14 protein-coding genes and 1 pseudogene are annotated in these 14,087 nt (G+C 60.6%); 6 read left to right on the top strand and 9 right to left on the bottom strand.

Annotated elements, in window-relative coordinates:
* Nucleotides 1-63: 63 nt before the first annotated feature.
* Genes PV407_RS12405 through PV407_RS12395 form a run of 3 tightly spaced genes read right to left on the bottom strand, consistent with a single transcriptional unit; the run spans nucleotide 64 to nucleotide 3,516 of the window.
* On the bottom strand, nucleotides 64-1,368 hold the full coding sequence (locus tag PV407_RS12405) for a DUF4129 domain-containing protein (protein WP_332090241.1): 1,305 nt from the start codon (nucleotides 1,366-1,368) through the stop codon (nucleotides 64-66).
* A gap of 7 nt (nucleotides 1,369-1,375) precedes the next feature.
* Nucleotides 1,376-2,548, bottom strand: a complete 1,173-nt coding sequence (locus PV407_RS12400; protein WP_332090240.1) for a DUF58 domain-containing protein — start codon at nucleotides 2,546-2,548, stop codon at nucleotides 1,376-1,378.
* 5 nt (nucleotides 2,549-2,553) lie between these two features.
* The gene (locus PV407_RS12395) at nucleotides 2,554-3,516 is read right to left on the bottom strand and encodes an AAA family ATPase (protein WP_332090239.1); all 963 of its coding nucleotides are present in this window, start codon (nucleotides 3,514-3,516) and stop codon (nucleotides 2,554-2,556) included.
* A 286-nt stretch (nucleotides 3,517-3,802) separates the two neighbouring features.
* Here PV407_RS12395 and PV407_RS12390 point away from each other — a divergent pair, with 286 nt between their 5' ends.
* Nucleotides 3,803-4,741 carry a metallophosphoesterase gene (locus PV407_RS12390; protein ID WP_332090238.1) on the top strand — a complete coding sequence of 313 codons (939 nt, stop codon included), beginning with the start codon at nucleotides 3,803-3,805 and terminating at the stop codon, nucleotides 4,739-4,741.
* A 98-nt stretch (nucleotides 4,742-4,839) separates the two neighbouring features.
* Here PV407_RS12390 and PV407_RS12385 read toward each other — a convergent pair whose 3' ends face one another.
* Nucleotides 4,840-5,592 (bottom strand): GNAT family N-acetyltransferase, encoded by a 753-nt coding sequence (locus PV407_RS12385; protein WP_332090237.1) that lies wholly within the window; start codon nucleotides 5,590-5,592, stop codon nucleotides 4,840-4,842.
* A gap of 114 nt (nucleotides 5,593-5,706) precedes the next feature.
* Here PV407_RS12385 and PV407_RS12380 point away from each other — a divergent pair, with 114 nt between their 5' ends.
* The 3 genes from PV407_RS12380 to PV407_RS12370 all read left to right on the top strand — a co-directional run bounded on the left by PV407_RS12380 (nucleotide 5,707) and on the right by PV407_RS12370 (nucleotide 9,289).
* A complete protein-coding gene (locus tag PV407_RS12380; protein ID WP_332090236.1) occupies nucleotides 5,707-6,600 on the top strand; it encodes a CPBP family intramembrane glutamic endopeptidase in 894 nt (297 codons plus the stop codon).
* Between the two features lie 107 nt (nucleotides 6,601-6,707).
* On the top strand, nucleotides 6,708-8,138 hold the full coding sequence (cls, locus tag PV407_RS12375; protein ID WP_332090235.1) for a cardiolipin synthase: 1,431 nt from the start codon (nucleotides 6,708-6,710) through the stop codon (nucleotides 8,136-8,138).
* Between the two features lie 140 nt (nucleotides 8,139-8,278).
* The gene (locus PV407_RS12370; RefSeq protein WP_332090234.1) at nucleotides 8,279-9,289 is read left to right on the top strand and encodes a globin-coupled sensor protein; all 1,011 of its coding nucleotides are present in this window, start codon (nucleotides 8,279-8,281) and stop codon (nucleotides 9,287-9,289) included.
* A gap of 231 nt (nucleotides 9,290-9,520) precedes the next feature.
* Here PV407_RS12370 and PV407_RS12365 read toward each other — a convergent pair whose 3' ends face one another.
* The 3 genes from PV407_RS12365 to ku all read right to left on the bottom strand — a co-directional run bounded on the left by PV407_RS12365 (nucleotide 9,521) and on the right by ku (nucleotide 12,338).
* Nucleotides 9,521-10,408, bottom strand: coding sequence for a DNA polymerase domain-containing protein (locus PV407_RS12365; RefSeq protein ID WP_332090233.1), 888 nt, complete (start codon nucleotides 10,406-10,408; stop codon nucleotides 9,521-9,523).
* A gap of 15 nt (nucleotides 10,409-10,423) precedes the next feature.
* The gene (locus PV407_RS12360; protein WP_332090232.1) at nucleotides 10,424-11,383 is read right to left on the bottom strand and encodes an ATP-dependent DNA ligase; all 960 of its coding nucleotides are present in this window, start codon (nucleotides 11,381-11,383) and stop codon (nucleotides 10,424-10,426) included.
* 100 nt (nucleotides 11,384-11,483) lie between these two features.
* A complete protein-coding gene (gene ku / locus PV407_RS12355) occupies nucleotides 11,484-12,338 on the bottom strand; it encodes a non-homologous end joining protein Ku (protein ID WP_332090231.1) in 855 nt (284 codons plus the stop codon).
* A gap of 223 nt (nucleotides 12,339-12,561) precedes the next feature.
* Here ku and PV407_RS12350 point away from each other — a divergent pair, with 223 nt between their 5' ends.
* Both PV407_RS12350 and PV407_RS12345 read left to right on the top strand, forming a co-directional pair.
* Entirely contained in the window at nucleotides 12,562-12,738 is a 177-nt protein-coding gene (locus PV407_RS12350; RefSeq protein WP_332090230.1) for a hypothetical protein, read from the top strand.
* 36 nt (nucleotides 12,739-12,774) lie between these two features.
* The gene (locus tag PV407_RS12345) at nucleotides 12,775-12,954 is read left to right on the top strand and encodes an H-type small acid-soluble spore protein (RefSeq protein ID WP_332090229.1); all 180 of its coding nucleotides are present in this window, start codon (nucleotides 12,775-12,777) and stop codon (nucleotides 12,952-12,954) included.
* Nucleotides 12,955-13,094: 140 nt separating this feature from the next.
* Here PV407_RS12345 and PV407_RS12340 read toward each other — a convergent pair whose 3' ends face one another.
* Entirely contained in the window at nucleotides 13,095-13,799 is a 705-nt protein-coding gene (locus PV407_RS12340; RefSeq protein ID WP_332090228.1) for an AIM24 family protein, read from the bottom strand.
* A gap of 16 nt (nucleotides 13,800-13,815) precedes the next feature.
* Nucleotides 13,816-14,087: pseudogene (locus PV407_RS12335) on the bottom strand (hypothetical protein); the annotation flags it as partial.

The raw sequence follows: 14,087 nt of genomic DNA, 5'->3' as shown, positions 1-14,087 counted from the left end.
CCGATGAGCCGCCCTCGGCGTCGTTTCCGCGCTTCTCGTCCGCTTCCGGCTGCTATCGAACGATCATTTGCCGTCGAATAGACGTTTAATCGCGGCCGCCTCTTCGTCGGTGATCGCCCTGCCGCCGTAACGGGCTTCCTCGTACAGCGGAATGACCGCCGACTCCTCCTTGCCGAGCGGGGCGCGCCGGTTCATTTCCCGGCTTGTTTCGCGAGGGGTGCGCGACTCCTCGTGCTTGTAGCCGGCGGCCATTCGCCTGAGCAGCAGGAGGCGGTAGGCGCGGCGGACCCGTTCCCGGTTGTCGGGCAGGTCGTCCCAGCCGGGCTCTTTGCGAAACAAGCCCGACCATCGTTCCTTCCACTCGCGGGTGCGCTGGCGCGTCCATTCTTTGCCGCCGAGAAGCGATTCCTTCTCGTCCACGTATCCCGCTTGCGGTCCTTCGATCCGCTCCCCGTACCAATCGAGAAACTGCCTGAACCATTTCCCCGCATACTTGCTTACATGGTACAAAAGCCACGCCGCCAAAGCAAGCACGAGCAGGACGCCTATGAAATAAAACAGCTTATCGATGAAGGCGTCGGCCTCCGAAGGCGGCGCAAGCTCGGGCTCGAGCGGCGCCGGCTCCTGGGGCGGCCGTTCGATGGGCCCGCTGTCGGCCCCGCCCATCAGCTTCAGGAACAGCTTGATCGCGCCGAGCACCAAAAAGTCGACGGCTTGCCGGACGGCTCCGGCGATCGCCGGAAGCGCCGCGATGAGCACGATCAAGGCGAACATCGCCACGACAAGGGTGCGGTTGCGCCATTTCGTTTCCCGGCTCACTTGCGGCCGCTTCGCTTCGTCCGCGTCGAGCGACTCCGTCTTCAGCGTCAATGCGTTCGTCCGGTACAGCGTCAAGGCGAGCGCCGCGACGCCGAAGCCGGTCACCCACGGGGCGTAAGGCATCGTCGCGTGAATGCGCGGATACAGGAACGAAGCGGCGAAATAGCCGATCAGGCCGATCCACAGAAGGCCGCTCGGAAACGAGCTGTCCCAGCCCCACAGCCGGTTTTGCCGGCCGCGAACCCAGGCGAACAGCCACAGGACGAAATTGGCCGCAATGACGAACGAAGTGCGGCCGGAGACGGACCAAGCGGCCCAGCCGGCGGCGGCGACGGGAAGGAGCAGCGCGGCCCACCGCCATACCGACGGGAAGGCGTAATGGAACGCATAGCCGAGCGTGTAGAAGCCGGACATGGCGGCGAGCCACAGCGGAAACGCCGGAATCATGTGCGGCACGACGACATGCACGGCGACGAGCATCGGAAAATAAAGCAGCAGCTCCGTCAAGCTCTGGAGCCAGGCGAGCACGATCCGTTTCGCGTGGATCATCCGGACGTCACGCTCCTTTCGGTTCGGCCGCTCCGGCGTCGCCCGGTTCGCCGCTTTCCGCGGACGCCGCATCGTCCGGGCCGTAAGACGGGAGCGGGGCGTCGGTCAGCGGGATGACCTGCACCGCATTGCCGTTTCGCCGCAGCCGCTCGAACTGGCGTTCCATTTTCTCGCTCACAAACGACGTCAGAACGAGGAAATCGGTGTTCGTCGTATTTTGCAGCAGCTCGTATTCGAGAAATTCGGCGAAGTCTTCGCTTCGTTCGATCAGCAGCATCGCCATCGTTTCGTACAGGTCGAGCAGATGGGCGTCCCCGCCGGAAGGGGCGATGCGGACCGACTGCTTCGGCCGATCGACGACGGGGCCGTTGCAGGCGAAGCCGGTGTCGATGCCTTGCGACAAACACCAGTCGGCGATGGCCGCCGCGTAGGCGATCCCTTTCTCGATCCGCTCGGGAATCGTTACGGCGCCCCACATCGTTTCGGTAATTTCGAAATTGAGCATGATCATGATCCGATGGTCGGCCGTAAAATCGCGCCGGTGCACCTGCAGCGAGCCGCTCCTGGCGGTGGCGCTCCAATTGATCGTATTCATCGTATCGCCGTACCGGTACTCCCGTACCCCGGCGATGCGGAACGGATCGTCCAGGATCCAGCGCTTCACCGTCACGTCGCCCTGCCAGCTGTGAGACGGCAGAGGAATGTCGCCGAGCGGGATGCGCTCGGGGTAGACGAGCAGCCGCGTCTGCCGGTCGAACTGCAGCGTCCGGAACGTGACGAACAGGCCGAGCGGATCGCCGCACGTCATCGTGGCCGACTGTAGGTCGTAGCAGCCCCGTTTCAGACAGCGAACCCGGTGTCTGCGCGTAATTTGTGTGTACGGCATCAGGCTGAACAAGCTTCGATGGTTTTGGAACAGCTCGCCGCTGGATATGTCCAAGTTCGACTGGCTGCCGAACCGCAGGCCCGATTGCATGAGCGATTCGAGCCGGAGCCACGGCAGCGGCAGCAGCTTGCGGTTCGAAATCACCTCGATCAGCTGGACTTCCTCGCCTTGAAAGCAGGAACGCACGTCGAATTGCCGTTTATAGGTCACGCCCCGCAGCGCCGTCCACTGGTACAGCTTGCCTTGGGCGTACAGCACGATCGCCGTCACGAACAGCAGCCAATGCACGCTCATGGCGGCTACCCTTGCCGGGCGACGGCTTCCGTCGGCACCGGCACCTCGTGCAGCAGCTGCTCGACGACCGACTCCGCGGCGTTGTCCTTCAGCCGGGTCGCGTGCTTCAGCAGCAGCCGGTGGGCGAGCACCGGCTTCGCCATCGCCTTGATGTCGTCGGGCAGGACGTAATCGCGTCCCTGCAAAATGGCGCGCACCTGCACCGCTTTGAGCAGCGACTGGCTGCCGCGCGGACTGACCCCGAGCGCGACGTCGGCGTGGCTGCGCGATTTCTCGACGAGCCGGACGATATAGTCGAGCAGCTCGTCGTGCACGGCTACGTGCGAGTATTCGTTTTGCGCGGCGATCAGTTCGTCCGCGCCGGCGACGCTCTCCAACCGGTACAGCGGATTGTCCTGCTTGAACCGTTTCAAAATGTTCACGCCGTCCTCGCGCGACGGATAGCCCATGCGTACCTTCAGCAGGAAACGGTCCAGCTGCGCCTCCGGCAGCGGAAACGTGCCCTGGTTTTCGACCGGGTTTTGCGTGGCGATGACCATGAACGGCCGGGCGAGCGGCCGCGTTTCGCCGTCGATGCTCACCTGGCGTTCTTCCATGCATTCCAGCAGGCTCGACTGCGTCCGCGGCGTCGCCCGGTTGATTTCGTCCGCCAGCAAAATGTTCGTGAAGACGGGGCCCGGCCGAAACTGGAACTCGCCTTCCTTCTGATTATAAAAGTTAATGCCGCTCAGGTCGGAGGGGAGCAGGTCCGGCGTGAACTGAATGCGTTTGCACGAGACGCTCAGCGATTTGGCCATCGCTTTGGCCAGCAGCGTCTTGCCCGTGCCCGGCACGTCTTCCAGCAAAACGTGGCCGGAGGCGATCAAAGCGATCAGCAGATGATCGATAACGTCTTCTTTGCCGACGATCACGCTGCCGATGTTTTGCTTCACCTCGGCGGCGAGTCGGCGAATGTCGGATAATGGCATGAACGGATACGCTCCTTCGGTTGGGAAATGGGGGTCGTCATACGTCTACCATATCATACGAACGATGCCTTGTGCGCCGAAATCGGCGGAGCCGGTCCGTACCGAATCGGCCGCCCGCGATTCCGGGCACGGAGGAACGCGTGTTCCCTGGCAAATTATAGCATAAAACCGGTTCCGTTTAAATCAATGGCAAATGGATTGACAGCGGTGCGCGCGGCCGCTAGTCTTAACGTGAAATGCAAGAACCGATCAGGTTGGATCGAAATAAATCGCGAGGTGATGAACCGTGTCGTTTTCGTTCGTCGTTATTCCGGATACCCAGATTATGGCGAAGCATCATCCGGAGTCGTTCGCCGCGATGACCCGCTGGATTGCCGAACAAGCCGGGCCGCTGCGCATTCGCGCCGTGCTGCACCTGGGCGACGTCGTCGACAGCGGCGCCCGCTCGGAGCGGGAATGGGAGCTGGCCCGGAACGCTCTCGGCCTGATCGAACGGCGCGGAATTCCGCTGCTGATCGCCCCGGGCAATCATGACTACGACAACCTGCTGGCGAACGACAGAAGCTTGACGATGTTCAACCGCTTTTTCGGCGCGCATCGGTACGCCGGCGCGGAATGGTTCGGCGGGTCGTTCGAGGAAGACCGCGCGGAGAACGTGTATGCGCGTCTGAACGTCGACGGGACGCCCTTTCTTGTGCTCGCCTTGGAATTCGGGCCGAGGGACGAAGTTTTGGCATGGGCGGACGACGTCCTGCGGCGATATCCGGATCACCGGGCGATCGTCGTCACGCACTGTCATATGTACATACACGGCGAGCGAAGCAAGCCCGGAGACGCGCACAATCCGAAGACGTATCCCGGCGCGCACGGGGCGAACGACGGCGAAGATTTGTGGCAAAAATGCTTTCGCAAGCACGGCAACCTGATCGCCGTTTATTCCGGCCATCAAGTTCCGGCGCACGTCAGCTACCGGATCGACCGCGGGGACGAGGGCAACCTCGTGTTTCAATCGTTTCAAAACTGGCAGGAGGCCCCGAACGGCGGAGACGGGCGCATCCGGATCGTCCGCTTCGACATCGAAGGCGGCACGATCGGCCATAGCGTGTTCAATCCGCGGACGAATCGGTACGAAACGGAGGACGGGTTCGAGGTCGACATCCCGTTTTCGGAGACGCAGCAGCTTTCCGGCCGGGATTGGACGACGCTTCGCCATCCCCGGCTCTGAACGGCGCAGTGACGAAAAGCGGACAGGAGGGGGAATATCGGCAAGATTTCCTTTATGTCCGCTTTTTTGCATCCTGCGGAAGACGAGAGCGCGCCGCGCTACTCGCCAATGCGCTCCTTGATCCGGTACCAGTACCGGTAGACGGGACGGAAGCCGATTTTGTCGTACAGCCGGACCGCCGCTTCGTTTTGCCGCACGACCTGCAAATACGAATGGGTCGCCCCGTTCCGTTTCCCCCATTGCAAAATGTTCAGCGCGAGCTGTTCCCCGAATCCGCGCCTTCGGCAGGAGGCGTCCGTCACGATATCGTACAGGCCGACGTAATCGCCCTGAACGACTCCAAGCCCGTAGGCGACCGGAACGCCGCCGCTGACGAGCGTAAACAAAGCCTGCTTCATGACCGACCCGCGGAGCATTCGCCTCGATACGGCGATTTGGGCGGGCGAAAGCCGGTTGCACGAGGCCATTCCGTCGTGCCAGGCGTCGTCCCACTCCTCCGAAACGGAGGCGGATCGTTGCGGAGCGGGCGCATTCCGCAGGTCGAGCAGCCGGACCTCGGATTCGTCCGCGTACCGATAGCCCCGGCGTTCCAGGATGGAATCGATGTCGGTCGGACGGACGAAAGGCGTTATTTTGAAAATCGTATCCAGCCCCCGTCCCGCGTAAAACCGCTCGCAAGCATGGATGAGTTCGTCCGTTTGCCGTCCTTGCCCCGGCGCATCGTACAGCGGGCTGACGGAGTTCGATCGCTTCGTGTAGCCGCCCGCGCAGCGGACGATCCAGCCCCGCATGAGCAAAGTATGCTCGGCGGGCCAGCTGTTCAAAGCGATTTCTTCGATATGTTTGTACAAGGCGATCGTCCTTTGCCGCTTATTTTGCATAAATATACAGCAAAATTAAATATTATTCAACGGTTTTCATCGCTGCTTCCATATGCAAAAATGGAAATGAATAGAGTAAAGGCGGTGAACGTTATAAACAATTTCATGCGAATCGCGGCTGCGGCCGGCAAGCTTGTACTGGCGTTCGTCCTCGCGTTCGTCCTCACGCTTGTCGCGATGGTGCCGGTCGCGGCGATGATCGCCGTCCGGTACGGGAACGTCGAGGCGATGACGATGGACCGGCTGCTGAACGACCCGCTGTTCACGTTCGGCTCGATGATCGCCCAAGGGGTCGGGTTCATCGCCGCGGTTCCGATCATGTACGCGCTGTTCGAGCGGAAGCGGGGCTGGCCGATCGGCTGGAAAAAGCGCGGGGCCGTCGCCGATCTCGCTCGCGGCATGGGCATCGGCGTCGTTCTGATGACGGCCATCTTTCTTATCATGCTCGCCTTCGGAACGGTCCGGATCGAAGCCGCGCGCGCCGACGGGGCGGTTTGGCGCGATATGGCCGCCTACTTGCTGCTGTTCGCGCTTGTCTCGCTGAACGAGGAGCTGTTCAGCCGCGGGTACGTTCAGGGGTTAATCCGCGATCGGTTCGGCGCGGCGGCGGGAATCGCCTGCTCGTCGATCCTGTTCGCCCTGCTGCATGCCTTCAATCCGGGCGCTTTGGAGCAGCCGCTGCCGCTGATCAATATTTTCGTCGCGGGAGTGCTGCTCGGCGTATGCCGGGAAGCTTCCGGCTCGCTATGGCTGCCGATTGGTTTGCACTGGACGTGGAACTACGTGCAGGGCAACGTATTCGGCTACGAGGTGTCCGGTACGAAAGTCGTCTCGCCCGTGGACACCGAGCCCTACGGATCGCCGATCTGGTCGGGCGGCACGTTCGGCGCCGAAGGCAGCCTGACGGCGACGATCATCATGATCGCCGCCATCTGGTTCGTTTGGCGGACTCGCCGCCCGGAGCGAAACGCCGCTTGAACCGGACGGGCGCATAACCCGGAGCGGGCCGGCAAAAGCTAGAACATGCTTGCCGTTCGGCCGGCTCGATGTGCCGAAAGACGTTCGTCCGGGGAGGTGCTGCCTTCGTGGTGTGGCTCGTAGTTGCGCTCGGGCTGTTTATTTTTCAGATCGCCACCATATTGATTTTGGATTTCCGCAACCCGGCCAAAGCGGTTGCCTGGATGTCCATCCTGTTCATCTTTCCGATCATCGGCTTCGTCATGTACTACTTTTTGGCCAAAGAATATACGCAGCGCAAAAAAATGAAGCGGAAAGACCGGCGGGTAATCGGCGAAATTCGCCGCGCCCTGCGGATGAAGGCGAAGAAGGCCGACCCCGGCGACGCGATCGCCCGCTGCGACATTTACGGCGAGCACCGTCTGCTCGGCCTGCTCAGCAACATTCCGGGCTCGCCGATTATGCCCGGCAACTGCGTGGACATTTACAACAATGCGCATGATTCGTACGACGCGATATTGCAGGCGATGGAAAACGCCGAGAGGTTTATCCATATCCAGTTTTACATCGTCCGGGCCGACGGGATCGGCGAACGATTCAAGCAGTTGATGATCCGCAAGGCGGCGGAAGGGGTCGCCGTCCGGCTGCTGTTCGACGGCGTCGGCAGCTACAAGCTGAGCGGCGCCTACACCCGGCAATTGAAGCGGGCCGGTGTCGAGGTGCACAGCTTCCTGCCGCCGCTGATCGCTTTTTTCGACAAACGGATCAATTACCGGAACCATCGCAAAATCGTCGTCGTCGACGGCAAGGTCGGCTTTTTGGGCGGCATCAATATCGGGGACGAATATGTGGGAGAGGACCCGAAGCTCGGGTTTTGGCGCGATACGCATATTCGGATCGAAGGGGACAGCGTTTACTATTTGCAGCACACGTTCGCGACCGACTGGGCGTTTGCGAGCGGCAAGACGCTCGTCGATCCGGCCTATTTCCCCGTGCACGATTGCGGCGGAGACCGGACGGTGCAGCTGATCGCGAGCGGCCCGGACGCTCCGTGGGACGCCGTGCTGGAAGTGTTTTTCGGCGCGATGGCGGCCGCCCGCAGCCGCATTTACGTGACGACGCCTTATTTCATTCCCGACCCGAGCATCGCCATGGCGCTGAAGACGGCCGCCGTCAGCGGCGTCGACGTTCGCATCCTTTTGCCGGGGGTGCCGGATTCGCGAATCGTCCATTGGGCGTCGCTTTCGTACGTCCAGGAGCTGATGCAGGCGGGAGTGCGATTTTACCAGTACCGGAAAGGCTTCGTGCACGCGAAGACGCTCATTGTCGACCGACTGCTGGCGACCGTCGGCACGGCGAACATGGACATGCGCAGCTTTTTCAGCAACTTCGAAATTGTGGCCGTCCTGTACGACAAAAGTACGATCATGCGACTGGAGAACGACTTTATGGCCGACTTGCAGGACAGCGAAGAAATGAAGCAGGCCGAGTTCGAAAAGCGCTCCAAATGCCAGCGGCTGAAAGAATCGGTCGGACGGATGCTCGCGCCGTTGTTTTAAACGGCCCAGGCGGAAAGTCCGACTTTTTTCTTGGCCGATTATGCAACTATTGTCGGTTCTTCCCTGGAAAATTGGAAGGATAATCCGGATTTGTGTCGAATGATGACAGTAGTCCGCGCGACATCTTCAGGGGGGATCTCATGATCGCATTGAACGAAGCAAGGAAGAAGCAGATCGACTATATCGGGCTGACCGACGCCGATCTGCAGCTGCTGCAGGCGAGCAAGCCGCAATTCGAGCAAATCGTCGGCCGGCTCGTCGACGAGCTGTACGAGCGGATTATGGAGCAGCCCGAGCTGACGGACCTGATCCGGAAGCACAGCACGCTCGAACGGCTGAAGCAAACCCAGCATTGGTACTTTTTGTCGCTCGCATCGGGCGTCGTCGACGAGGACTATATCGCGAGACGTATTCAGATCGGCGAAATTCATTCCCGCGTCGGGCTGACGACGGACTGGTACCTGGGCACTTATATGCTTTATTTGAATTTGGCGACCGATTATTTCCGGCAGGCGACGCCGGACGATTGGCAGCGGATCGTCTTCGCCCTGTCCAAAATGTTCAACCTCGACTCCCAGCTCGTGCTGGAAGCGTACGAGCGCGACGAGAAGCGGAAGGTCGAGCGGCTCGTCGAGAAGCAGCAGGATATTTTGAACACCGCGACGACGGCGGTTCAGGAGCTGGCGGCGATGATGGTCGAGCTCGGCGAGAGCAGCCAGGCCGTCGCGGAAACGGCGCATCGTACGGCGCAGTCGCAGGAAAACGCGAACGAGCTCGTCAAGGAGCTCACGTCCGAAATCGGGCAAATCAACCGGATGGGCGAGCTGATGCAGGAAATATCGGACCAGACGCATCTGCTCGGCTTGAACGCGGCGATCGAGGCGGCGCGGGCGGGCGAGCACGGGCGGGGGTTCGACGTCGTCGCCGGCGAAGTGCGCAAGCTCGCGGCCCGCTCGAAGGAGGCGCTCGTGCAAATCGAAGGCAAGCTGAAAGGGATCGGCGCGAAGCTGGAGCGCGTCCGGACCGAGTCGGAGCAAACGGCGGCGCATGCGAAAAAGCAGGCGAGCAGCTCGGCGGAATTGTCCTCGTTCGTCGGCATGATCGAACGGGTGACGGCGGAATTGGAAAGCTTGAAGAAAACGGCGGATTGACGTTCGTTCGTCGGGATGCAAAAAAGGCTGCCCCTTGTCGAAACGGAGGCGACATCCGTTCCGGCAAAGGCGGCCTTTCGGTTTAAACTCTCGTACCCGCCGGTCTGCTCCTTCACGTTCATCGGGGTTTTGCCGGACTTGTCCGCCATCGGAACTTCCTCCTATCGGAAAATAGGCTATAGATCCAGTATAGCGCACGTATGTTCGGGCGACAACGAAAAATGCGGCTAGTTAGCCGCCGATGAACGAAAGCACGTGATCGAGCGATTGGGGCGGCGTCCGCTCGATCAGATCGCCCTTCGCGCGCAGCCGCTCCTCCATGTTCAGCAAGTGGAAGTCCCGCGGATCGGCGCCGGCCTCGACCTCGCTCCATTCCAGCGGCGCGGAAACGGAGGCGGCCTCGCGGGCGCGCGGCGTATACGGGCTGGACAGCGTTTTGCCGTACCAGTGCTGCAGGTAATCGACGTAGATCAAGTCGCCGCGGTTTTTTTTGAGCCGCTCGATCGTAAACAGCTTCGGATATTGCTGGGTCAAATATTTGCCGAGAAAATGGCCGATTTTGCGCAGCTGCTCGAACGTGTACGGCTTCGCGATCGGAATGTACAGCTGTACGCCGGTAGCGCCGGACGTCTTCGGCACGGCCTGGATTTTCATTTTGTCCAGCGCTTCGCCGATCAGGTGGACCGCCTTCATGATGCGCGGCTCGTAATTGAGCGACGGATCGATGTCGATCAGCCATTCGGCGGGCAGCGTGGAGCCGATCCGGTGAAACGACGCGTGAAACTCGAGGCAGGCCAAATTGCCGAGCCACAGCAGCGTCGGAATCGAATCGAGATGGACGTACTGGATGCCGTCCAGCGGGGCGAGGCGGACGAACTCCGGGATCGGCTCCGGACAGTTTTTTTGATAAAACGACTTCCCGTGCACGCCGTTCGGAAAGCGGATCGTCGTCAGATGGCGATCCCGGCAATATTTCAGCAAATACGGCGCGAGGCCGAGCAGCTTCTCCAAATACATCAGCTTCGTAATGCCCCGCTCCGGCCAAAGCAGCTTTTCCGGATTCGTGATCGTGATCTCGTGGCCTTCCACGGTTACCGAGCCTTTCATGGCCGTCGCCATCGCCTGTCACCTCTTCTAGTTTTCGTACAGCTGACCGAGCGCGCACAGCTCCTTCGGGTTGTCGGCCTCGAGAAACGACTGGATGCTCGGATGCCGGAGCAAGCCGTAAGGAGTCCATTCCAAATATTGCACTTTGACGACGAGCTCCGGCCGAATCCAATGCGCTTCCTTGCTCCGCTCGGGCTCGTTCGCGAACGGCTTGGCGGCGAGGCGCATCGTTTCCGCCCGGCGGGTGATCCGCTCCCATTGCGCCGCGGTCACTTTTCCCGTTCCGGCATGGCCGATATAGAACAGATTGCCGCCCTCGTCGTACAAGCCTAACATCAGGGCGTTGACGATTTTGCCGCGGTACGTCACCCCGCCCACGACGGCGTACAAATCGCGGAACAGCTTGATTTTTTGCCAGCGGTCGTCTTTGCCGTCCAGGGCGTAAAGGCTCGACAAATTTTTGCAAACGATCCCTTCCATGCCGTGTGTGCGCATCACGCCGAGGAGCGCCTCGCCGTCCGGCACGTTGCGGACGAGCTGCACCCGCTCGCCGGGGACGACGATTTGCTCCAGCAGCCGCTGACGCTCTTCGAGAGGCATGCCGTACGTCCAATTCCCGTTGAAGTAGACGACGTCGAATATCATGTAGGTGACCGGGACGCGGGAGACGGCCTGGGCGATTTTGGCCGGGGCGCTCAGCCGGTCCCGCTTCATAATTTCGTGGAAGGACGGCTTGCCCTGGTCCAGCGCGATCATCTCCCCGTCGAGGATGACCGAATCGGCCCGGCAGTATGTGCGAACGTCGGCAAATTCGGGGTACTGCGCCGTCCGGTCGTTTCGTTTGCGGTTCCACAAACGGGTTTCGTTCCCGTCGAAATAGGCGAGCATGCGGACGCCGTCCCATTTGATTTGGGCGACCCAATTCGGCCCGGCGGGAACCCGTTCGGCGCGGACCGGCTCGAACGGGATAATCGGCTTCATTTCCATGGTTCGACCCTCCGGGCGTTTGTTCTGCGTTGCGGCATAAGGTTGGCGGCGCGGTGGCCGCGCCGTTCGCCGTCCCGCCCCGATCCGGCGCCGCCGGCGATTACGAGACGGTTTCCTCCTTCGCTTTTTTCCGCGGTTTCGCTTTCGGCTTCGCCGGGGAACCGGCCGCCTCCGTCGGCACCACGTTGGCCGGCTTGACCGCCTCGAGGCTCGCCTGCAAAGCGGCCATCAGATCGACCACGTTCGTTTTCGGCGCCTCCGGCGCGATCCGCACTTCTTCGCCGGCGATTTTTTGCTGGATCATTTCGAGCACTTTCTCGCGGTAATCGTCCTTGTACTTCTCCGGCTCGAACGGCGTCGACAACTGCTCGATCAGCATTTTCGCCATCGTCAGCTCCTTGTCGTTCACGTTCGGATTTTCCGGCAAATTGGGCACCTGCGCGATGGAACGAATTTCGTCCGGGTAAAATATCGTCTCCATCGCGATGCAATCCCCGATGATGCGAATCGCGGCCAGACTGCTTTTGGAGCGGATCGACACTTTGGCGACGCCGATTTTGCCGGTTTGCCGCATCGCTTCGAGCAGCAGGCTGTACGCGCCCGCGCCGGTATCTCCGGGAGCGAGATAGTACGTTTTTTGAAAATAGATCGGATCGATTTCTTTCAGATCGACGAAATCCAATATTTTGATTTCCTTGTTCGCTTCCGACAAGCTGTCGAGCTCTTCCTTCTCGAACAAAACGTAGCGGCCGGGCTCGTATTCGTAGCCGCGGGCGATGTTTTCCCACTCGACGGCCTGCTCGCAATGCTGGCATGTCCGCACATAAGAAAGCGGCGTTCCGCAATCTTTGTGAATGTATTTCATGGAGATGTCCTTATCCTCGGTAGCCGAAAACATTTTGACGGGCACGTGGACAAGACCGAAGCTGATCGCGCCTTTCCAAATCGTATGCATGACCGGGTTCCTCCCTTGGTCGACGCGGCGGCTGCCGCGCCCCGATTGATTGATCCGAATGATGCCTTCTCGTTCCGGGTTTTCTACCTAAAAGTGTTCACCAAAAGCGGACGTTCTACACCTGCCTTCCATCTGCTACTCTATGACGAAGCGGCTCGTCGTATGCTTCTTCGGACGCTTGGACATTCTATACGGGTAGTACGAGCGAGAGGAGGGAGAAGCCATGGACGAGCGGCGGCAGGTCGATCCCGATCACGAAGGACGCGAGCAATACGACATGGACGTCGACCGGATGATCAACGAAGGACTCGGAGGCGGCACCGTCACGATTCATAACGGGCTGATCGAGGAAACGTCGGTCGATACGATGCCGAACGAACGGGTTGAAGACGAGTCGTAAACGGATTCGAATCGATGAAGAAAGGGGACATTGCGCATGGATTACGATCGCGCCCAGCATATTATACTGTCCAACGACAAAATCGAAGTGACGTGGCAGGGAGAGCCGGTTTGGATCGACAGCCTCGACAAATACAGCGGGGTGGCGACCGTCCACCCGGAAAACGATTCGCGCGTTTCCAAAAAAGTGCCGATTACGGAGCTTCAGGAGCGTTGAACGGCTCTCGAACGATAGTACGATAGCGTATGCGACAAAAGCCTCGGGCGTCCCGGATGGGAGAACCTCGAGGCTTTTTGATCGATAAGGAATGTTACATCATCGGTAGGCTTCGATCCGAAGCTTTATGCATCCGAACGTCATTTGAACCAAACGCCGCCGAACGGCACGATTTCCCGGAGCAGCCGCTTCATCAGGCTGTCCTGGCCGACGAATTGCTCGAGCCGGGAATCGGGCCGTCCGAGCTGGAGCAGCGCGTTTCCGGCGCCCGTCATTTTCCATTGAAACTGCATGTGCTGGCTGGCCAGATGGTTGCCGTACACGCTTAAATCGACGGACGCTTCCTGCGGGTAAGCGATCAGCGAGCGGGTATCGATGTAGGAAGGAACGGCCGGGTCGAGCGGCCAGGTGCCGAGCGGCCCCGCCGCCATAATGCCGATCGTCCCTTCGCCGGAAAATTTCATGCGCGTGACGTCCTTGGTCGCGATCATATGCTTGAAGCTTTGCATGACGCTTTTCATCTCGATGCCTTCGGTATAAAAGAGCAAATGACGGAACTCGAACAGCAGGTTTTCGTTTCCGGCCAGCGTCAGGCAGTGGAGCGTATAGCCGCCGGGAAGGGCGACGAGCACCGTTGCCGGTCCGGTCAGCCTGGAACGGACCAGCTTCTTTTTGCGGTACATGCCCTGCAGGTTCATCAGCTTGTCTTCGCGCTGCGCCGAGCCTCCGCGGAACGCGACGATTTGCTGGGGATGGAGCACGTGCAGGGCGTCGCCGCGTTCCAGCCGAAGCTCCGCGCAGGACGGATGCGGCATGCCGGACAAGCTGTCGGAACGGATTTCCATGCGCCTCCCCCTTCGGTTAAATTCGCGATTGCTTGCTTCGCAGCATAAGCCGGAACAGCCGGGCGAGCGCGAAATAAAGGGCGACGAGGCCGATCGCGGTCCAAACGATCGTCCACGTGCGGCGGGCTCGCTCCGCCCGCTCCCGCTCCGCCTGCTGCAGCGCTTCTACGGCTTCGGCCAGCTGTTCGTTTTGCTTCGCGAGCCGTTCGTTTTCGCTTCGCAGCCGCTGCTCGGCCTCGCGGTACCGGTCGATCGTTTCCTGCGACCGGCGCTCCGCTTCGCCGATTT

The organism is Paenibacillus sp. GYB003, from assembly GCF_036577625.1.
Lineage (GTDB): Bacteria > Bacillota > Bacilli > Paenibacillales > NBRC-103111 > Paenibacillus_AB.
This window is presented reverse-complemented; position numbering and strand designations above follow the sequence as displayed.

What these genes read in the sequence shown, in the direction of transcription:
- PV407_RS12405 (WP_332090241.1), bottom strand. Translation starts at nt 1,368, where the DNA reads ATGATCCACGCGAAACGGATCGTGCTCGCCTGGCTCCAGAGCTTGACG.
- PV407_RS12400 (WP_332090240.1), bottom strand. Translation starts at nt 2,548, where the DNA reads ATGAGCGTGCATTGGCTGCTGTTCGTGACGGCGATCGTGCTGTACGCC.
- PV407_RS12395 (WP_332090239.1), bottom strand. Translation starts at nt 3,516, where the DNA reads ATGCCATTATCCGACATTCGCCGACTCGCCGCCGAGGTGAAGCAAAAC.
- PV407_RS12370 (WP_332090234.1), top strand. Translation starts at nt 8,279, where the DNA reads ATGATCGCATTGAACGAAGCAAGGAAGAAGCAGATCGACTATATCGGG.
- PV407_RS12365 (WP_332090233.1), bottom strand. Translation starts at nt 10,408, where the DNA reads ATGGCGACGGCCATGAAAGGCTCGGTAACCGTGGAAGGCCACGAGATC.
- PV407_RS12360 (WP_332090232.1), bottom strand. Translation starts at nt 11,383, where the DNA reads ATGGAAATGAAGCCGATTATCCCGTTCGAGCCGGTCCGCGCCGAACGG.
- ku (WP_332090231.1), bottom strand. Translation starts at nt 12,338, where the DNA reads ATGCATACGATTTGGAAAGGCGCGATCAGCTTCGGTCTTGTCCACGTG.
- PV407_RS12350 (WP_332090230.1), top strand. Translation starts at nt 12,562, where the DNA reads ATGGACGAGCGGCGGCAGGTCGATCCCGATCACGAAGGACGCGAGCAA.
- PV407_RS12345 (WP_332090229.1), top strand. Translation starts at nt 12,775, where the DNA reads ATGGATTACGATCGCGCCCAGCATATTATACTGTCCAACGACAAAATC.
- PV407_RS12340 (WP_332090228.1), bottom strand. Translation starts at nt 13,799, where the DNA reads ATGGAAATCCGTTCCGACAGCTTGTCCGGCATGCCGCATCCGTCCTGC.